The sequence below is a fragment of the Algoriphagus sp. genome (genome assembly GCF_013373065.1).
GTDB lineage: Bacteria > Bacteroidota > Bacteroidia > Cytophagales > Cyclobacteriaceae > Algoriphagus.
In genome coordinates this window covers 61,583-76,170 of record NZ_JABXIN010000023.1, presented here as the reverse complement: position 1 = coordinate 76,170, position 14,588 = coordinate 61,583, and the positions used below count along the sequence as shown (strand labels likewise).

Genomic DNA, 14,588 nt, shown 5'->3' with positions numbered 1-14,588 from the left:
AATGATGGAACGATTGACCAAATGCCCGCTTTGCAAAAGTGGGCATTTTCTTAACTATTCAAGTATAAAAGATTGGGCAGTGACCCAAGAAGATTTCATTTTATGTAAATGCCAGGATTGCCAACTTATTTTTACTAACCCAAGACCTGACGAAAAGCAAATTGGTACATACTACGAGTTTCCAGAATATTATTCCCACCAAGACGAATCAAAAGGTCTCGTCCAGAAAATTTATAATCAAGTTCGAAAGATTAACATATCGAAGAAATACCACTTAATCCATAAACTCAATACTGGAAAAAGCATTTTGGATATTGGGTGCGGAACCGGTGAACTATTGAACTTCTTCAAAGCAAAAGGATGGCAGGTTGTAGGTATTGAACCCAATAAGAAGGCTAGAAGATTAGCAAAGGAAAAATTGGACGATAATGTCTTCAAAAACCTGAAAAAGATCCCTGAAAAAGAACAATATGATGTAATAACCCTTTTTCATGTTCTAGAACATATTCACGGTCTGCGAAAAGCATTAAAAAATATTATAAATCACTTAAAATCAAATGGTTACATAATATTAGCATTGCCAAATCATCAATCTTCTGACGCAAAAAAATATGCTGAATTTTGGGCTGGATGGGATGTACCTCGACATCTTTACCACTTTGGCCCAGAGACTGTTGATTATTTAGCAAAGCAATACGAGCTGGAAATCCTAGAACAAAAATCCATGGTATTTGACAGCTATTATGCTTCTTTGCTTTCAGAAAAGTACCAAAATAAATCAGCCGCCAATTTTAACCATTTGGTCCAGGCATTTATATCCGGGGTTAAATCAAACAAGCAAGCAAAAACAACGGGTAATTATTCAAGTATCTTATATATCCTGAGAAAAAAGTGAAACGCTTCCATTTGATATATAGCTTTTTCGCCTTGATTCTGTTTTCACAATGTGCAAAGCAGAGCTCTCCATTAGGGGGACCTAGAGATGAGGAACCACCAGTTTTATTGGAATCCAATCCCATTGATCAAAGTCTAAATACTTCCCCGAAAGAGATCCGATTGACCTTCGATGAATATATCAAGCTGGATAACCCAAATAAAAATATCATCATCACTCCAAGGCTAAATAAAGATGAAATCATTACCTCTTCTTTAAAAAATCAGGTAATCATTGAATTGAATCAAGATCTTGAAGAAAATACCACATATGTTTTCAATTTCCAGAATTCAGTACAAGACTTATCAGAAGGAAATCCAGCAGAAAATTTGAAATTGGTTTTTTCTACAGGGAATTTTATTGATAGCCTAAAGCTATCCGGAAAAGTCAATAATTATTTTCCTTCACAACAAAATGATGTCAAAAATGTAATTATAGGTCTCTATCTGGAAAGTGATACAACAGATCTATTTACTGCAGCACCTTATTATTTGACAAGACCAGATAGTCTGGGAAATTTCCTAATTCAAAATATCAAAGAAGGAAATTATAGAGCTTATGCATGGCTCGATGCCAATAATTCTACAAAGGCAGAATTTAAAAGTGAATCATACGATTTCCTATTAGATACACTTACTATAAGCTCGGACATAGATAACATACAATTTAACCTTTCTCCAAGCGATTTAACCGATTTCAGATTGACTCGATCAAGCGTCGCAAATGGCAGCTATGATTTTGTTTTAAATAAAAACCAAGTAGCTGAAGAATTGGAAATCTCTGGATTAGGAACAGAAAAGTTTTACACCGTAGAAGATAAACGTATTCGTTTGTTTTCTACCATTTCTCATACTGATAGTTTATTAGTACATCTATCTCTCGAAGACTCCGTAGCCAATAAAATTGACACAACCATTTGGGCAAAATTTCCTGAATCGGAACGAAGACCAGAAGAATTAATCTTAACAGCCAATTCCGGAAAAAATTTCACAGATACCTTAAAAGCGAATTTAACTTTTAATAAACCTATTCTAAAGGTAAATACCGATTCACTTTTTATACCAGTTGATTCAAGTTTTACGATTCAAATCCAAGAGAATATGTTCTCCTTTAAAGATTCTTTGAAGCGAACAGAACTTGAATTTCGAATTCCAATAACTGATACACTTGGGATAGAAATATTCACACTTACAGCTTTGGATTCAACCTTCCAAGATGTACAGGGACAATACAATGAAGATCCTCTCCGAGCCAATTATCGACAAATAAAAAAAGAGACATTAGCGGATCTAGTCAGTGGGACGGTTACCAATGCTACACCTCCTTTTGTAATCCAGCTGATTGATGCAAAAAATGTGATATATAGGGAAAGCTACCTAGAAAAAGAGACAAATTTTGCTTTCTCTGGAATAGAAGCAGGAAGTTATAAAATCCGAGTAATAGAGGATACCAACGGAAATAGAAGATGGGATCCCAGCAATTTTTTTGAAGGAAGACAAGCAGAACGAATCTTCTATTTTCTTGATGACACGGGTGCTATTGGTTCTATTATTTTGAAAAGTGGCTGGACAAATGAAGGAATTATCATTTCGGGTAGTCCAAAATCTGGAAAATTAGAGTAAAAAGATCTGTGGAAAGGAAGAAAATTCCTGTGGAAAAGTGTGGGTTAATTACCTGATAAATTAAAGTTATCCATACTCTTTATAGACAAACTCAAATTTTTGAAACTTGGTATGGAAAACTAGGTACTTTTCCACGAGTTGATCCAAAGAAATCAACAGCCAATTTAATCACAGTTCCAATGAGTATTTATTTCCACAAAACAAGCTATAAAAAAGTAACTCCTTGATATAATTAAACTTATGTGTGGAAAACATGAGGATAATCTGTCAATAAAGCACAATAAATACTCACAAACAAGTGGAGAAAAAAATAGAAGACCTTTATCCACATATCAACAGCCTTAATAACAATCTTAAGTTTTTTAAATAAATATTTTACTAATTCTATTAGAGTAAAAAGACTGTGGAAAACGGGCTTTTCAAATCAATTTAATTTTTCCCTATATTGGATTGATCATCAATTTTAAACCCGAATGAACCTACAACGATTATTTGATCTTATTCCCTATCAAATTACTACCTATGATAAAGAAGTAGCCCTTTCCCGAAAAGAGGATGGAGAATGGAAAACTTACTCTTCCCGGGATTTGAAAAAAATTGTAGATAGTTTAAGTCTAGGATTTTTAGCCAAAGGAATTGAACGTGATGATAAAGTCGCTATAATTTCTGAAAATAGACCTGAGTGGAATTTTATCGATTTGGCTCTTCAGCAAATAGGTGCGATTTCTGTTCCGATGTATCCCACTATTTCCTCAGAAGATTACGCCTATATTTTTGGCCATGCAGCTGTGAAAATGATTTTCGTTGGTGATGCAACGATTTATGAGAAAGCAAACCAAGCGGCGAAAGGACAGGAGATTTATAGTTTTGATCAGTTGGCTGGAGTTTCTCATTGGGAGTCTATCATGGACTTTGGAGAAAATGGTGATTTAGCGCAATTAGAAGCTGAAAAGGATAAAGTTAAACCTGAAGATCTTTTTACAATTATCTATACTTCGGGAACAACCGGAAGACCAAAGGGTGTGATGTTGACTCACCATAATGTGCTGTCCAATTTACTTTCGGTTTCCAATATAATGAGTCCTGAGAAGGGTGTAGGAAAAGTTTTAAGTTTTCTGCCCTTGTGTCACATTTTTGAGCGAACAGCATCCTTTTGTTTTATCTACATGGGTTTCTCCATTTATTATGCGGAGAACTTGGATAAAATCGGGGATAATCTAAAAGAGGTACAGCCACATCTATTTAATACCGTTCCAAGATTGCTCGAAAAAGTATATGATAAAATTGTTGCTAAAGGATATGAATTAACCGGTGTTAAAAAGCAACTCTTTTTCTGGGCCTTGAATTTGGGTCTGAAATATGATCCTGCAAAGGATATGGGTTCTTGGTACAATTTCCAGCTCAAGCTTGCCAATAAGTTGATTTTCTCGAAATGGAGAGAAGCCTTAGGCGGAAATATTATGCAAATCAATTCCGGAGCCTCTGCTTTGCAACCTCGATTGGCCAGAGTTTTTTGGGCTGCTGGAATTCGAGTTTGTGAAGGCTATGGTTTGACTGAAACTTCTCCAGTTGTAACGGCGACAATCAGTACCCCTGATAAAGTCCGGATTGGTTGGGTTGGAACCATCGTGCAAGATGTGCAGGTAAAAATTGCAGAGGATGGGGAAATCTTGGTCAAAGGTCCCAATGTGATGCAAGGATATTATCGAGAGCCTGAGATGACTGCAGATGTCTTGAAAGACGGCTGGTTTCATACAGGTGATATTGGAGAACTAGATGGGGATTTTCTTCGGATTACAGATCGTAAAAAGGAGATGTTTAAAACATCCGGAGGAAAATACATTGCACCTCAACCCATGGAAAACAAATTCAAGGAGTCATCTTTGATTGAGCAAATTATCATTGTGGGAGATGGGCAGAAATTCCCAGCAGCATTGATTGTTCCAAGTTTTGATGGATTAAGAGAATACTGTAAGCATAAAGATATTCCTTATACCAGCGATGAGGAAATGATTTCCAGATCGGATATTCAGGAGAAATTTCAACGAGAAGTGGATTCCTACAACAAGTATTATGGGAAGTGGGAGCAAATCAAAAAATTCAAACTTTTAACCCAGCCATGGGGAGTTGACACAGGTGAACTGACTCCTACCATGAAATTAAAGCGAAAAGTAATTCATCAAAAGTTCCAACAAGAGATCGAAGCCTTTTACCAAAGTTGAATCATTTGATCCAGATCAATTTCTTTGATTTTCTCGGCAAATCAGCCTATCGAAATTATATTTTGAAATAGGCTGATTTTTTATTTAATATTCTGTTTATTCCAAAATATTACCTTTTTTGTAGATAATTATTCTTTAATAAAGCCATTTTTCCAACAAATATTTGTGATGCATGCATAACTTTTTTTGAAAAATAGTATGCATGCATACAAAATTTATCTAAATTAGATACGCTAAAAATTGAAAGAAGTACCTATACATGAAGCGTGAAGAAACGGTAGATTATCACATTAAGAGCGCTTGGCATGCCATATCCAGGATGTACAATCAGCGGGCTGCAACCGAAGGCTTTACTACGGCTATTGGTTTTGTCCTGATTAATATTAATTCCAAAGAAGGAACTCCAGCTACTAAAATTGCCCCAATGATTGGATTGGAGACACGAAGCTTAACTCGTATGCTCAAAACCATGGAAGAAAAAGGCCTGATTTACAAAAAGCAGGATCCTTCCGATAAACGGTCTGTCCGGATTTTTTTAACCGAAGAAGGAAAGCGAAAGAAAGAAATTTCCGTAAAAACTATTAAGGAATTCAATGAACAGGTCCGTGAGGTAATTTCTCAAGAAGATCTGGAAACATTCTTTCAAGTATTTGAAAAACTTCAGTTGGTGATTGACCAATTCAGTGGAGCCACTGTGAATAAACCCATATTTGAATTATAACCCTCAGACTACCAAAACCCAAAAAAATGAACAAAACCATTCGAAAAGTAGCCATTTTAGGTTCAGGCGTGATGGGGTCCAGAATAGCCTGCCACTTTGCCAATATTGGAGTGGAAGTCTTGTTACTGGATATTGTGCCATTTGAACTCACGGAAGATGAACAAAAGAAGGGCTTGACTAAGGAGCATCTGGCAGTTCGAAATCGAATTGTCACCACTGCTCTTCAAAATACCCTCAAGGCGAAGCCATCTCCAATTTATGATAAGAGTTTTGCAAGCCGGATCACTACCGGAAATTTTGATGATGACCTTCCCAAAATCAAGGATGTCGATTGGATTATGGAAGTGGTTGTCGAGCGCTTAGATATCAAGCAACAACTTTTTGAAAAAGTAGAAAAATATCGAAAGCCAGGTACATTAATTACCTCTAATACATCAGGGATTCCTATGCATATGATGTGTGAAGGAAGATCGGAGGATTTTCAGGTAAATTTTGCTGGAACACACTTTTTCAACCCACCTCGCTACCTCCGGTTGTTGGAGATTATTCCAGGACCTAAAACGAAGCCTGAGATTATCGATTTCTTAATGGATTATGGTGATCGATTCTTAGGGAAAGAAACGGTCCTTTGTAAAGATACCCCTGCCTTTATTGCCAACCGGATTGGCGTTTATGCCATCATTTCCGGAATGCACACTATCGAAAAAATGGGATTGGGTGTTTCCGAAGTAGATAAATTGACAGGTCCGGTAATAGGTCGAGCCAAGTCTGCTACTTTCAGAACGATGGATGTGGTCGGATTGGATACCACCGTGAATGTAGCTAACAACTTATATAAAGCCTTACCAAATGACGAGTCACGGGATAAATTCAAACTTCCTAAAATCGTAGAGGTATTATACGAAAATAAATGGTTTGGTGATAAGACCGGACAAGGCTACTTCAAGATGATCCGTCATAAAGACGGACGGAAAGAATTGAAAGAATTGGACTTCAGCACCTTTGAATATAAGGATGTAGAAAAGCCAAAATTCAAAGCTTTGGAAGCTTCCAAAGAAATCGATGATCTCAAAAAGCGAATCAAATTCTTAGTCAATTTTGAGGACAAGGCAGGTGAATTCTACAGAGCCTCCTTCTACGACTTATTTAAATATGTTTCCCATCGAATTCCAGAAATTTCGGACGAACTCTACCGCATTGACCAAGCCGTATCAGCTGGCTTTGGTTGGGAGTTGGGTCCCTTTGAAACATGGGATGTCCTAGGAGTTAGAGAGACTGTTGAAAAAATGGAAGCTGCGGGTGAAAAGGCTGCAGCTTGGGTTCATGAAATGCTTGAAGCAGGAAATGAATCTTTCTACAAGGTAGAAAACGGTAAGAAGAAATATTACGATATCCCAAGCAAATCCTATGTTGAAATACCAGGTACTGGTGATTTCATCATTTTGGATACCCTTAAGGCTGCTGACAAAAAGATTTGGGGCAATGCAGGGGCTTCCATTTATGATATGGGAGACGATGTGATCGGTTTGGAGTTTCACACCAAAATGAATTCCATGGGAGCCGAGGTCATCGAGGGAATCAATACTGCTATATCTATGGCTGAGAAATCCTACAAAGGCTTGGTTATCGGAAATGAGGGAGGAAATTTCTCAGCAGGTGCCAACTTAGCTATGCTCTTCATGTTTGCAGGAGATCAGGAATTTGACGAGATCAATTTGATGATTGCTCAATTTCAGAAAACCATGATGCGCGCTCGTTATTCGTCTGTTCCAGTAGTTGTGGCACCCCATAACATGGCTTTGGGTGGTGGTTGCGAACTTTCACTCCATGCGGATCACATTCAAGCCCATGCCGAATTGTACATGGGTCTTGTGGAAGTAGGCGTTGGATTGATTCCTGCCGGAGGTGGTACTAAAGAAATGACAAGGAGGTTCTCTAACCGGATTCTTCCTGGAGACGTGGAATTGAATCATTTGCAAGAGTACTTTATGAATATCGCCATGGCTAAAGTTTCTACTTCCGCTGAAGAAGCTCGTGCATTGGGCTATCTGCGTCCACAAGATGGAATCACGCTCAATAGAAAGCGTCAGTTGGCAGAAGCCAAAGCGAAGGTGATTGCTCTTTCTGATGCTGGATATACACAGCCTTTGGAACAAACCAATATCAGAGTGTTGGGTAAGACCTCATTGGCTTTGTTTGAAGCAGGAATTACCGGAATGATCTATGGCAATTACATCTCAGAGCATGATGCCAAAATCGCTAGAAAACTAGCTTGGGTTATGTCTGGAGGTGATTTATCTGCTCCAACAGAGGTTTCAGAGCAATACTTGCTTGATCTGGAGCGAGAAGCATTTTTGAGTTTGACAGGTGAAAAGAAGACGTTGGAACGAATTCACAGCATTCTTTTCAAAGGAAAACCACTTAGAAATTAGTATTAAGTATCTAGATGCAAGTATCAAGTATTTAAAAATTTGGACCATGCATAATTTTAAAGAACTCAAAGTTTGGCAAAAATCAGTAGACGTTGCGGTGAAGATTTATTCAGTTACTAAATCTTATCCCAACGAAGAGAAGTTTGGACTTATTTCTCAAATGCGAAGGGCTGGAGTTTCTATTCCTTCAAATATAGCTGAGGGCTGTGCAAAAACTTCGAATAAATCATTTGTTAACTCCCTTGAAGTTAGCCTTGGTGAAAGTTTTGAGCTGGAGACTCAAATGATTATTTCAGAAAGAATTGGAATTCTTGACAATACAACTGCAAGAGAACTTGAATCTGACATTTCCGAAATACAAAAAATGATCATGGGTTTGAAGTCTTCTATTGAGTCAAAGTCTTGATTCTTAAATCTTGATACTAGATACACATCACTTATTAATTAAAAACAAAATAATGGACGCATATATAATCAACGGATATAGATCAGCTGTCGGAAAGGCAAAAAAAGGAGGTTTTCGCTTTTATCGCCCAGATGATTTGGCAGCAGATGTCATTAAATATTTGGTTGCAAACACACCTGGATTAGAGGCAAGTATGGTGGATGACCTGATCGTAGGTAATGCCATTCCAGAAGCGGAGCAAGGTATGCAAATGGGACGAATGATTTCCTTACTTGCTTTGGGAATCGATAATCCTGGATTTGTAATGAATCGGTATTGCGGTTCGGGTTTGGAAGCAATTGCTCTTGCGGTTGGAAAAATCAAAGCAGGAATGGCTGATTGCATCATAGCAGGCGGGACCGAATCCATGTCCTTGTTGCCTATGATGGGGCATAAGACAGTGTTAAACTGGAAAATAGCCTCTCAAACTCCAAGCTATTATCTGAGTATGGGTTTAACAGCAGAAGAGCTTGCAAAAGACTACAACATCACTCGAGAAGATGCGGATGCATTCTCTGTAAGATCTCACGAACGTGCTTTGGCGGCTATAGAGTCAGGAAAATTTAAGGATGAAATCGTTCCTGTAGAAGTAGAGGAAACCTATTTGGATGAAAGTGGAAAGCGTAAAACCCGAACATTCGTGGTAGATACGGATGAAGGCCCACGAGCTGGGACGACCCTAGAAGTGCTTTCAAACTTAAAGCCAGCATTTAAAAACGGGGGACAAGTCACAGCAGGTAATTCCTCCCAAACTTCCGATGGGGCAGCCTTCGTCGTAGTGATGTCTGATCGTTTGATGAAATCTTTGAATTTGGAGCCCATGGCTCGCATGATGTCCTATAGTGTCGCTGGCGTTGATCCTAGAATCATGGGTATCGGCCCGAAAGAGGCTGTGCCAAAAGCCTTGAAACAAGCGGGTCTTTCCTTAAATGATATAGATCTGATAGAGTTGAATGAAGCTTTCGCTGCTCAAGCTTTGGCAGTTATTAAGGCTTTGGATCTGAATGAAGACATTTTGAATGTCAATGGTGGTGCGGTTGCCTTAGGACACCCGTTAGGTTGTACCGGAGCCAAGCTTTCGGTTCAGCTTTTCAATGAGCTTCGAAGAAGAAATAAAAAATATGGAATGGTGACCGCTTGCGTAGGAGGAGGTCAAGGTGTAGCTGGCATCTTTGAATTGTTGAAATAGGCAATTCGCGGGTTCAGCTTTTATTTTTCAAACAAAAGAAAATTCAAGACTAGATAAAACTCAAAATGACGACTTTAACTAAATCGATTCAGGGAGGAGAATTCCTCATTCGGGAGACTGACGCACAGGACGTTTTTATTCCCGAGCAATTTACCGAGGAGCAAAAAATGATGGCTCAGGCCTGTCAAGATTTCATCGATACGGAGATTACGCCAAACATCGAGGAAATTGACAGTATGAAAAACCCGGATTTGGTACCTTCTATTTTTAAAAAGGCTGGAGAACTAGGTCTTTTAGGAGTAGCCGTACCGGAAGAATATGGTGGATTGGGAATGAGTTTCAATACCTCCATGCTTATCGCTGATATCATTGGTGCAGCAGGATCTTTTTCTACTACCTATGGTGCTCATACAGGTATCGGTACCTTGCCCATTTTATACTATGGTACCGAAGAACAAAAACAAAAGTACCTTCCCAAATTAGCTACGGGTGAATGGGCTGCTTGCTATTGTTTGACAGAACCGGATGCAGGGTCAGATGCGAATAGTGGAAAGACAAAGGCTACGCTATCTGCAGATGGCAAACATTACCTCATCAATGGGCAAAAAATGTGGATTTCCAATGCTGGCTTTGCGGATCTTTTTATCGTTTTTGCGAAGATTGAAGATGACAAAAATCTAACTGCATTTATTGTAGAAAAGACTTTCGGAGGAATCACCATGAATGAGGAAGAGCGAAAGATGGGAATCAAAGGCTCATCGACTCGTCAGGTGTTCTTCAATGATTGTCCGGTTCCGGTAGAAAACATGCTTTCTGAGCGTCAAAATGGATTTAAGATTGCAGTGAATATCCTAAATATTGGACGTGTGAAACTAGGTGCTGGAATTTTGGGAGGTGTTCGTACCGTTACTTCTCATGCAATAAAATATTCTTCAGAGCGAAAGCAGTTTGGTGTTAGCATTAATTCCTTTGGTGCTGTAAAACGGATGCTTGCTGAGATGGCGATCCGCTCTTATGTTTCCGAATCACTTTGCTATCGTGCGGGTCAGGACATCGAAGACCTTATGGATGCATTGGCAGCCGAGGGGATGTCTGATGCAGATGCCAAATTGAAAGCTTTGGAGCAATTTGCGATTGAGGCAGCCATTGCAAAAGTTCATGGGTCGGAAGTGCTTGATTTTGTAGTGGATCAAGGCGTTCAGGTTTATGGCGGAATGGGATATTCTGCAGAAGCTCCGATGGAGAGAGCTTATCGTGATGCTCGAATTGCCCGCATTTATGAAGGAACCAATGAAATCAACCGTATGCTCATGGTTGGTATGTTGTTAAAAAGAGCCATGAAGAGTGAAATCAATTTATTTGAACCGGCCATGGCTGTAGCTAATGAATTGACAGCAGTTCCTTCGTTTGAAACTGTAGATACTTCTGAGCTTTTTGCAGCAGAAAAAGAGGTGCTTAAAAAGTTGAAAAAAGTATTCTTGATGTTGGGAGGAAAAGCCGCTATGGCGCTTCAAGACAAAATCGAGGATGAACAAGAAGTCATGATGAATTTGGCTGATGTAATGATTGAAATTTATGCAGCTGAATCCGCAATTCTTCGGACAGAGAAATTGGTTAGCATGAAGGGTGAGGAAGCTTGCAAGCATCAGATTGCCATGTCACAGGTTTACTTATCTGAGGCAGTTGATAAAATCAATGCTGCTGCCAAAGAAGCGATTGCATCCTTTACAAAAGGAGACGAGCAAAAAGTTATGCTGATGGGTTTGAAGCGATTCACGAAAATGGATCTAATCAATACGAAGGAACTTCGCAGGCAAATTGCTGATTTCATGATCGAGCAAGGAAAGTATCCTTTTTAAATTTAAAAGTTGATGTTAAAAAAAGGGCTCTAATCGATTATTGAGCCCTTTTTTCATTTTGAGGCACGATTACTTTTTCATCCAAAAACGTTCTTCTTCGGGTAGTGTGTCTAAATACTCAACCATTTGATCATATCCTTTTTTGAGAATTTGTTTCCACTTTTTGTCATCCATAAAGCCAACCCCTTTCAGGTTCAATTCAAAGTAATGAGAAACTTTCTGTTTGGTGATTTCTTGTTTTTGAAGACTGTTAAGTGTAAGTGAATTAATAATCAAGGAACCGACAGAAGGGATTTTGAAGCGTTTCTTGCGGAAGATTTTATCCCATAAAATACTCCAACCCGTTGGAGCCTCTTCATAATTTACTTTGCGCTCTGGTAAACCCGAAAGCGATACAGCAATGATTTTTGAGACTGGAAACCTGTACATAGGTTCGATCGGAAGATTATCCATGACGGCACCGTCTACATGCAGGTATTGATCAATCACCACAGGAGGAAATACACCTGGAATGGCCATACTTGCAGCCAATTGCTGCCAAAGCAGGCCATTGTCGTGGATTTTCATAGCTGCTTTCGAAAAATTTGTTGACACACAATAGGAGTTGACCCAAATGTCTTCCATGTGACTTTCGCCAAAAACTTCCTTCATAAACTTCTTGATCTTTTTTCCTGATAAAAAAGAGATCATGGGAAGTGTTAAATCATTGGAAGTCAACTGAGCTTTTACAGAGTTGGAAATGGTTTTTTCAATCCTTTTAAAATCAAAATCGAGAAAGCTCATTGAAACCCCATAAATGGCTCCCGCACTTGTTCCTCCTAAAAAATCAATGTCAATTCCCCGTTCCTGCAAAGCCTTGACAACCCCAATGTGTGCATACCCTTTGGCACCACCACCGCCTAAAACCAGTCCAATCGCTTGATTGGTAATTATTCGGCAAAATCGAGCGGTATCTTTTTCATGCCCCTTTCGAAGATGAATATGCAATTGGACAGATCTGTTTTTCAACCATTTTTCGGTTCCTGAAGGCATCGATGGATTTTCATCATGAAGTAAAAGAAGATAAATCTTTTTATTAAGGATATTCCTTTCATAAAGGTTAAGCTCTTTTTCAATCGGGTAAATCTTGGTTTTGGATTCAAATAGAGCTGCTAAAATCACTAAATCGGCATAAACCAGACATTGATGAGACCAAGCTGTTTGTTCATCATTGCAAACCAGAATGTTCAATCCTTCATGTTCTTCCAAGGAATCAAAAAACTCCTCATCATGAAGGTGGGATTGGGACTCATAATCAAAAACCTGAACAGGAATCTTCATATTCTCAAAATATGTCTGCATTCCTTGGGTCCAAGGACTTAAATCCAAATCAGACTGGAGATTTATTAAAGCTATATTTTTGGGAGGAGTTGTCTTATTTTGTTGGAAAGTATTCCGTCTTAATCGTTGGATTACAAAGTTTGTAAGGGAAGTTGCTAAAGCCGGATTTTTGGAAACTAAGACTTGATATTCTTCCTGGGTAAACTCCAAAACAATTGATTTTCGAATGGCTAAAACAGAGGCCATTCGAGGTTCATTTGTAAATAGGGCAAACTCACCCACCGGTTCTCCTTGACCGATATCTCCTAGAATCCGGGTTTCTTGAGAATCTTCTTTGATCGCCCGAAGTCGACCTGAAAGAACGATGTATAATACATTCTGAGAATCTCCTTGATGAAAAAGATATTCTCCAGTATTCAATACTTTTTCACTTCCTATTTCAAAAATTTGATCCAGCATGGTATCATCCATACCACCAAAAAGTCTGTGAAAAAGTGAATGGTATTGGGCATTAAAATTTTTCATCCTTGGATAAAAAGGGTTATTGGGTTTAAGTACGGGAAAGGCTCCTAAAGCGTAATTACATTCATGTTCTGAAAAAAACTTCGTTTTTCAAAACAATTAATCGGCTCAAATCAAAAAGATAGTTTAATCAGAGGCCGAATTATTTAATTGGAGCTGGTTCTTTCGTGGATCCATTTTAGTACCTGTTCTTTGGGCAAGGCTTCCACGACTCTACCTTCTTTTCCTTCCATTGTCTCTGCAGCAAAAAGAGAGTTGATGATTGCTTCCTCTGTTGCCTCTATGACCGCCATGAAAAGGGGGCTCATGTCATCATTACGTAGAATTTCCACTTGTTCCAATTCTCCCGATTCCGCAACATAGGCTGATCGAAGGTTTGCTGCTGTCGAAAAGGCAATCACATAATCTCCAGAGCCATTTGAAGCGATGCCTCCTGTTTTCGCCAATCCCATCATAGCCCGTTTCGCTATCCGTTCCAAATTTCGGGAAAGGACCGGAGCGTCTGTAGCTATTATAATCATGCAACTTCCATCAGCCTTTTCAATGGCATTTCGAAAAGGATATTTTTCTAATTTTTCTCCAACAGGGACGCCTCCGATTTGAAGGTTTCCACCGAAATTACTTTGTACCAACACGCCTACGGTATATCCCCCAAGCGATTCGGGGAGTTTTCTGGAAGCGGTACCAATTCCTCCTTTCCATCCAAAAGCAATGGTTCCGGTTCCAGCACCCACATTCCCTTCCTGAACAGGACCGCCTTGAGCAGATTCAATGGCTGTAATCACCTCTTCGGGTGAAATATGCATGCCTCGAATGTCATTTAGAAAGCCATCATTGGTTTCGCCCACTACTGCATTGACGGATTGAACGGATTCATTTCCTGATTGCTCAAGAGTATACCGAACAGTTCCTTCGATTCCTGCCGCTACCGATAAGGTATTGGTAAGAATAATGGGACTTTCCAGCAGTCCCAGTTCTTGTACCTGCGTGATTCCAGCAAGTTTTCCAAAACCATTTCCTACATAAATGGCAGCAGGCACTTTTTCCTGAAAAATATTTCCATCATGGGCTAAGATGGCGGTCACCCCGGTACGAATAGCATCCCCTTCGACTTTTGTAAAATGTCCCACGGTTACCCCATTTACATCCGTGATCGAATTTAATTTTCCGGTAGATAGAACCCCAAATGGCACCCCTAAATCCCGGGGTCTGGTTTGGGATTGAAGGTTTTGAAAGCTTAATAGGGCCAGGAAAAAGCAACTAAAGGACAGGGATTTTCTCATGAGATAGGTTGACTTTTAAAGGACTAATTTTTCAATTTT

General features: G+C 39.1%; 10 protein-coding genes. 8 read left to right on the top strand and 2 right to left on the bottom strand.

The window, feature by feature from the left end; translation table 11 throughout:
- Window positions 1-4 precede the first annotated feature (4 nt).
- The 8 genes from HWE15_RS14470 (at window position 5) to HWE15_RS14435 (ending at window position 11,424) form a co-directional block, all read left to right on the top strand.
- A complete protein-coding gene (locus tag HWE15_RS14470) occupies window positions 5-895 on the top strand; it encodes a class I SAM-dependent methyltransferase (RefSeq protein ID WP_290508263.1) in 891 nt (296 codons plus the stop codon).
- Window positions 892-2,556, top strand: a complete 1,665-nt coding sequence (locus tag HWE15_RS14465) for an Ig-like domain-containing domain (RefSeq protein ID WP_290508262.1) — start codon at window positions 892-894, stop codon at window positions 2,554-2,556. Before HWE15_RS14470 ends, HWE15_RS14465 begins: the two co-directional genes overlap by 4 nt.
- Window positions 2,557-3,029: 473 nt before the next feature.
- Entirely contained in the window at window positions 3,030-4,778 is a 1,749-nt protein-coding gene (locus HWE15_RS14460; RefSeq protein WP_290508261.1) for a long-chain fatty acid--CoA ligase, read from the top strand.
- Between the two features lie 259 nt (window positions 4,779-5,037).
- Entirely contained in the window at window positions 5,038-5,499 is a 462-nt protein-coding gene (locus HWE15_RS14455; RefSeq protein WP_290508260.1) for a MarR family transcriptional regulator, read from the top strand.
- Between the two features lie 26 nt (window positions 5,500-5,525).
- Window positions 5,526-7,931: a 3-hydroxyacyl-CoA dehydrogenase/enoyl-CoA hydratase family protein gene (locus tag HWE15_RS14450; protein WP_290508259.1), complete on the top strand. Its 2,406-nt coding sequence runs from the start codon at window positions 5,526-5,528 to the stop codon at window positions 7,929-7,931.
- A 46-nt stretch (window positions 7,932-7,977) separates the two neighbouring features.
- A complete protein-coding gene (locus HWE15_RS14445) occupies window positions 7,978-8,337 on the top strand; it encodes a four helix bundle protein (protein WP_290508258.1) in 360 nt (119 codons plus the stop codon).
- A gap of 52 nt (window positions 8,338-8,389) precedes the next feature.
- The gene (locus HWE15_RS14440; protein ID WP_290508257.1) at window positions 8,390-9,565 is read left to right on the top strand and encodes an acetyl-CoA C-acyltransferase; all 1,176 of its coding nucleotides are present in this window, start codon (window positions 8,390-8,392) and stop codon (window positions 9,563-9,565) included.
- 65 nt (window positions 9,566-9,630) lie between these two features.
- Window positions 9,631-11,424 (top strand): acyl-CoA dehydrogenase family protein, encoded by a 1,794-nt coding sequence (locus HWE15_RS14435; RefSeq protein ID WP_290508256.1) that lies wholly within the window; start codon window positions 9,631-9,633, stop codon window positions 11,422-11,424.
- A 69-nt stretch (window positions 11,425-11,493) separates the two neighbouring features.
- Here HWE15_RS14435 and HWE15_RS14430 read toward each other — a convergent pair whose 3' ends face one another.
- Window positions 11,494-13,269: a patatin-like phospholipase family protein gene (locus HWE15_RS14430; RefSeq protein ID WP_290508255.1), complete on the bottom strand. Its 1,776-nt coding sequence runs from the start codon at window positions 13,267-13,269 to the stop codon at window positions 11,494-11,496.
- 143 nt (window positions 13,270-13,412) lie between these two features.
- Window positions 13,413-14,549 carry a P1 family peptidase gene (locus tag HWE15_RS14425; protein ID WP_290508254.1) on the bottom strand — a complete coding sequence of 379 codons (1,137 nt, stop codon included), beginning with the start codon at window positions 14,547-14,549 and terminating at the stop codon, window positions 13,413-13,415.
- Window positions 14,550-14,588: the final 39 nt, after the last annotated feature.

What these genes read in the sequence shown, in the direction of transcription:
- HWE15_RS14430 (WP_290508255.1), bottom strand. Translation starts at nt 13,269, where the DNA reads ATGAAAAATTTTAATGCCCAATACCATTCACTTTTTCACAGACTTTTT.
- HWE15_RS14425 (WP_290508254.1), bottom strand. Translation starts at nt 14,549, where the DNA reads ATGAGAAAATCCCTGTCCTTTAGTTGCTTTTTCCTGGCCCTATTAAGC.
- HWE15_RS14450 (WP_290508259.1), top strand. Translation starts at nt 5,526, where the DNA reads ATGAACAAAACCATTCGAAAAGTAGCCATTTTAGGTTCAGGCGTGATG.
- HWE15_RS14445 (WP_290508258.1), top strand. Translation starts at nt 7,978, where the DNA reads ATGCATAATTTTAAAGAACTCAAAGTTTGGCAAAAATCAGTAGACGTT.
- HWE15_RS14440 (WP_290508257.1), top strand. Translation starts at nt 8,390, where the DNA reads ATGGACGCATATATAATCAACGGATATAGATCAGCTGTCGGAAAGGCA.
- HWE15_RS14460 (WP_290508261.1), top strand. Translation starts at nt 3,030, where the DNA reads ATGAACCTACAACGATTATTTGATCTTATTCCCTATCAAATTACTACC.
- HWE15_RS14470 (WP_290508263.1), top strand. Translation starts at nt 5, where the DNA reads ATGGAACGATTGACCAAATGCCCGCTTTGCAAAAGTGGGCATTTTCTT.
- HWE15_RS14455 (WP_290508260.1), top strand. Translation starts at nt 5,038, where the DNA reads ATGAAGCGTGAAGAAACGGTAGATTATCACATTAAGAGCGCTTGGCAT.
- HWE15_RS14435 (WP_290508256.1), top strand. Translation starts at nt 9,631, where the DNA reads ATGACGACTTTAACTAAATCGATTCAGGGAGGAGAATTCCTCATTCGG.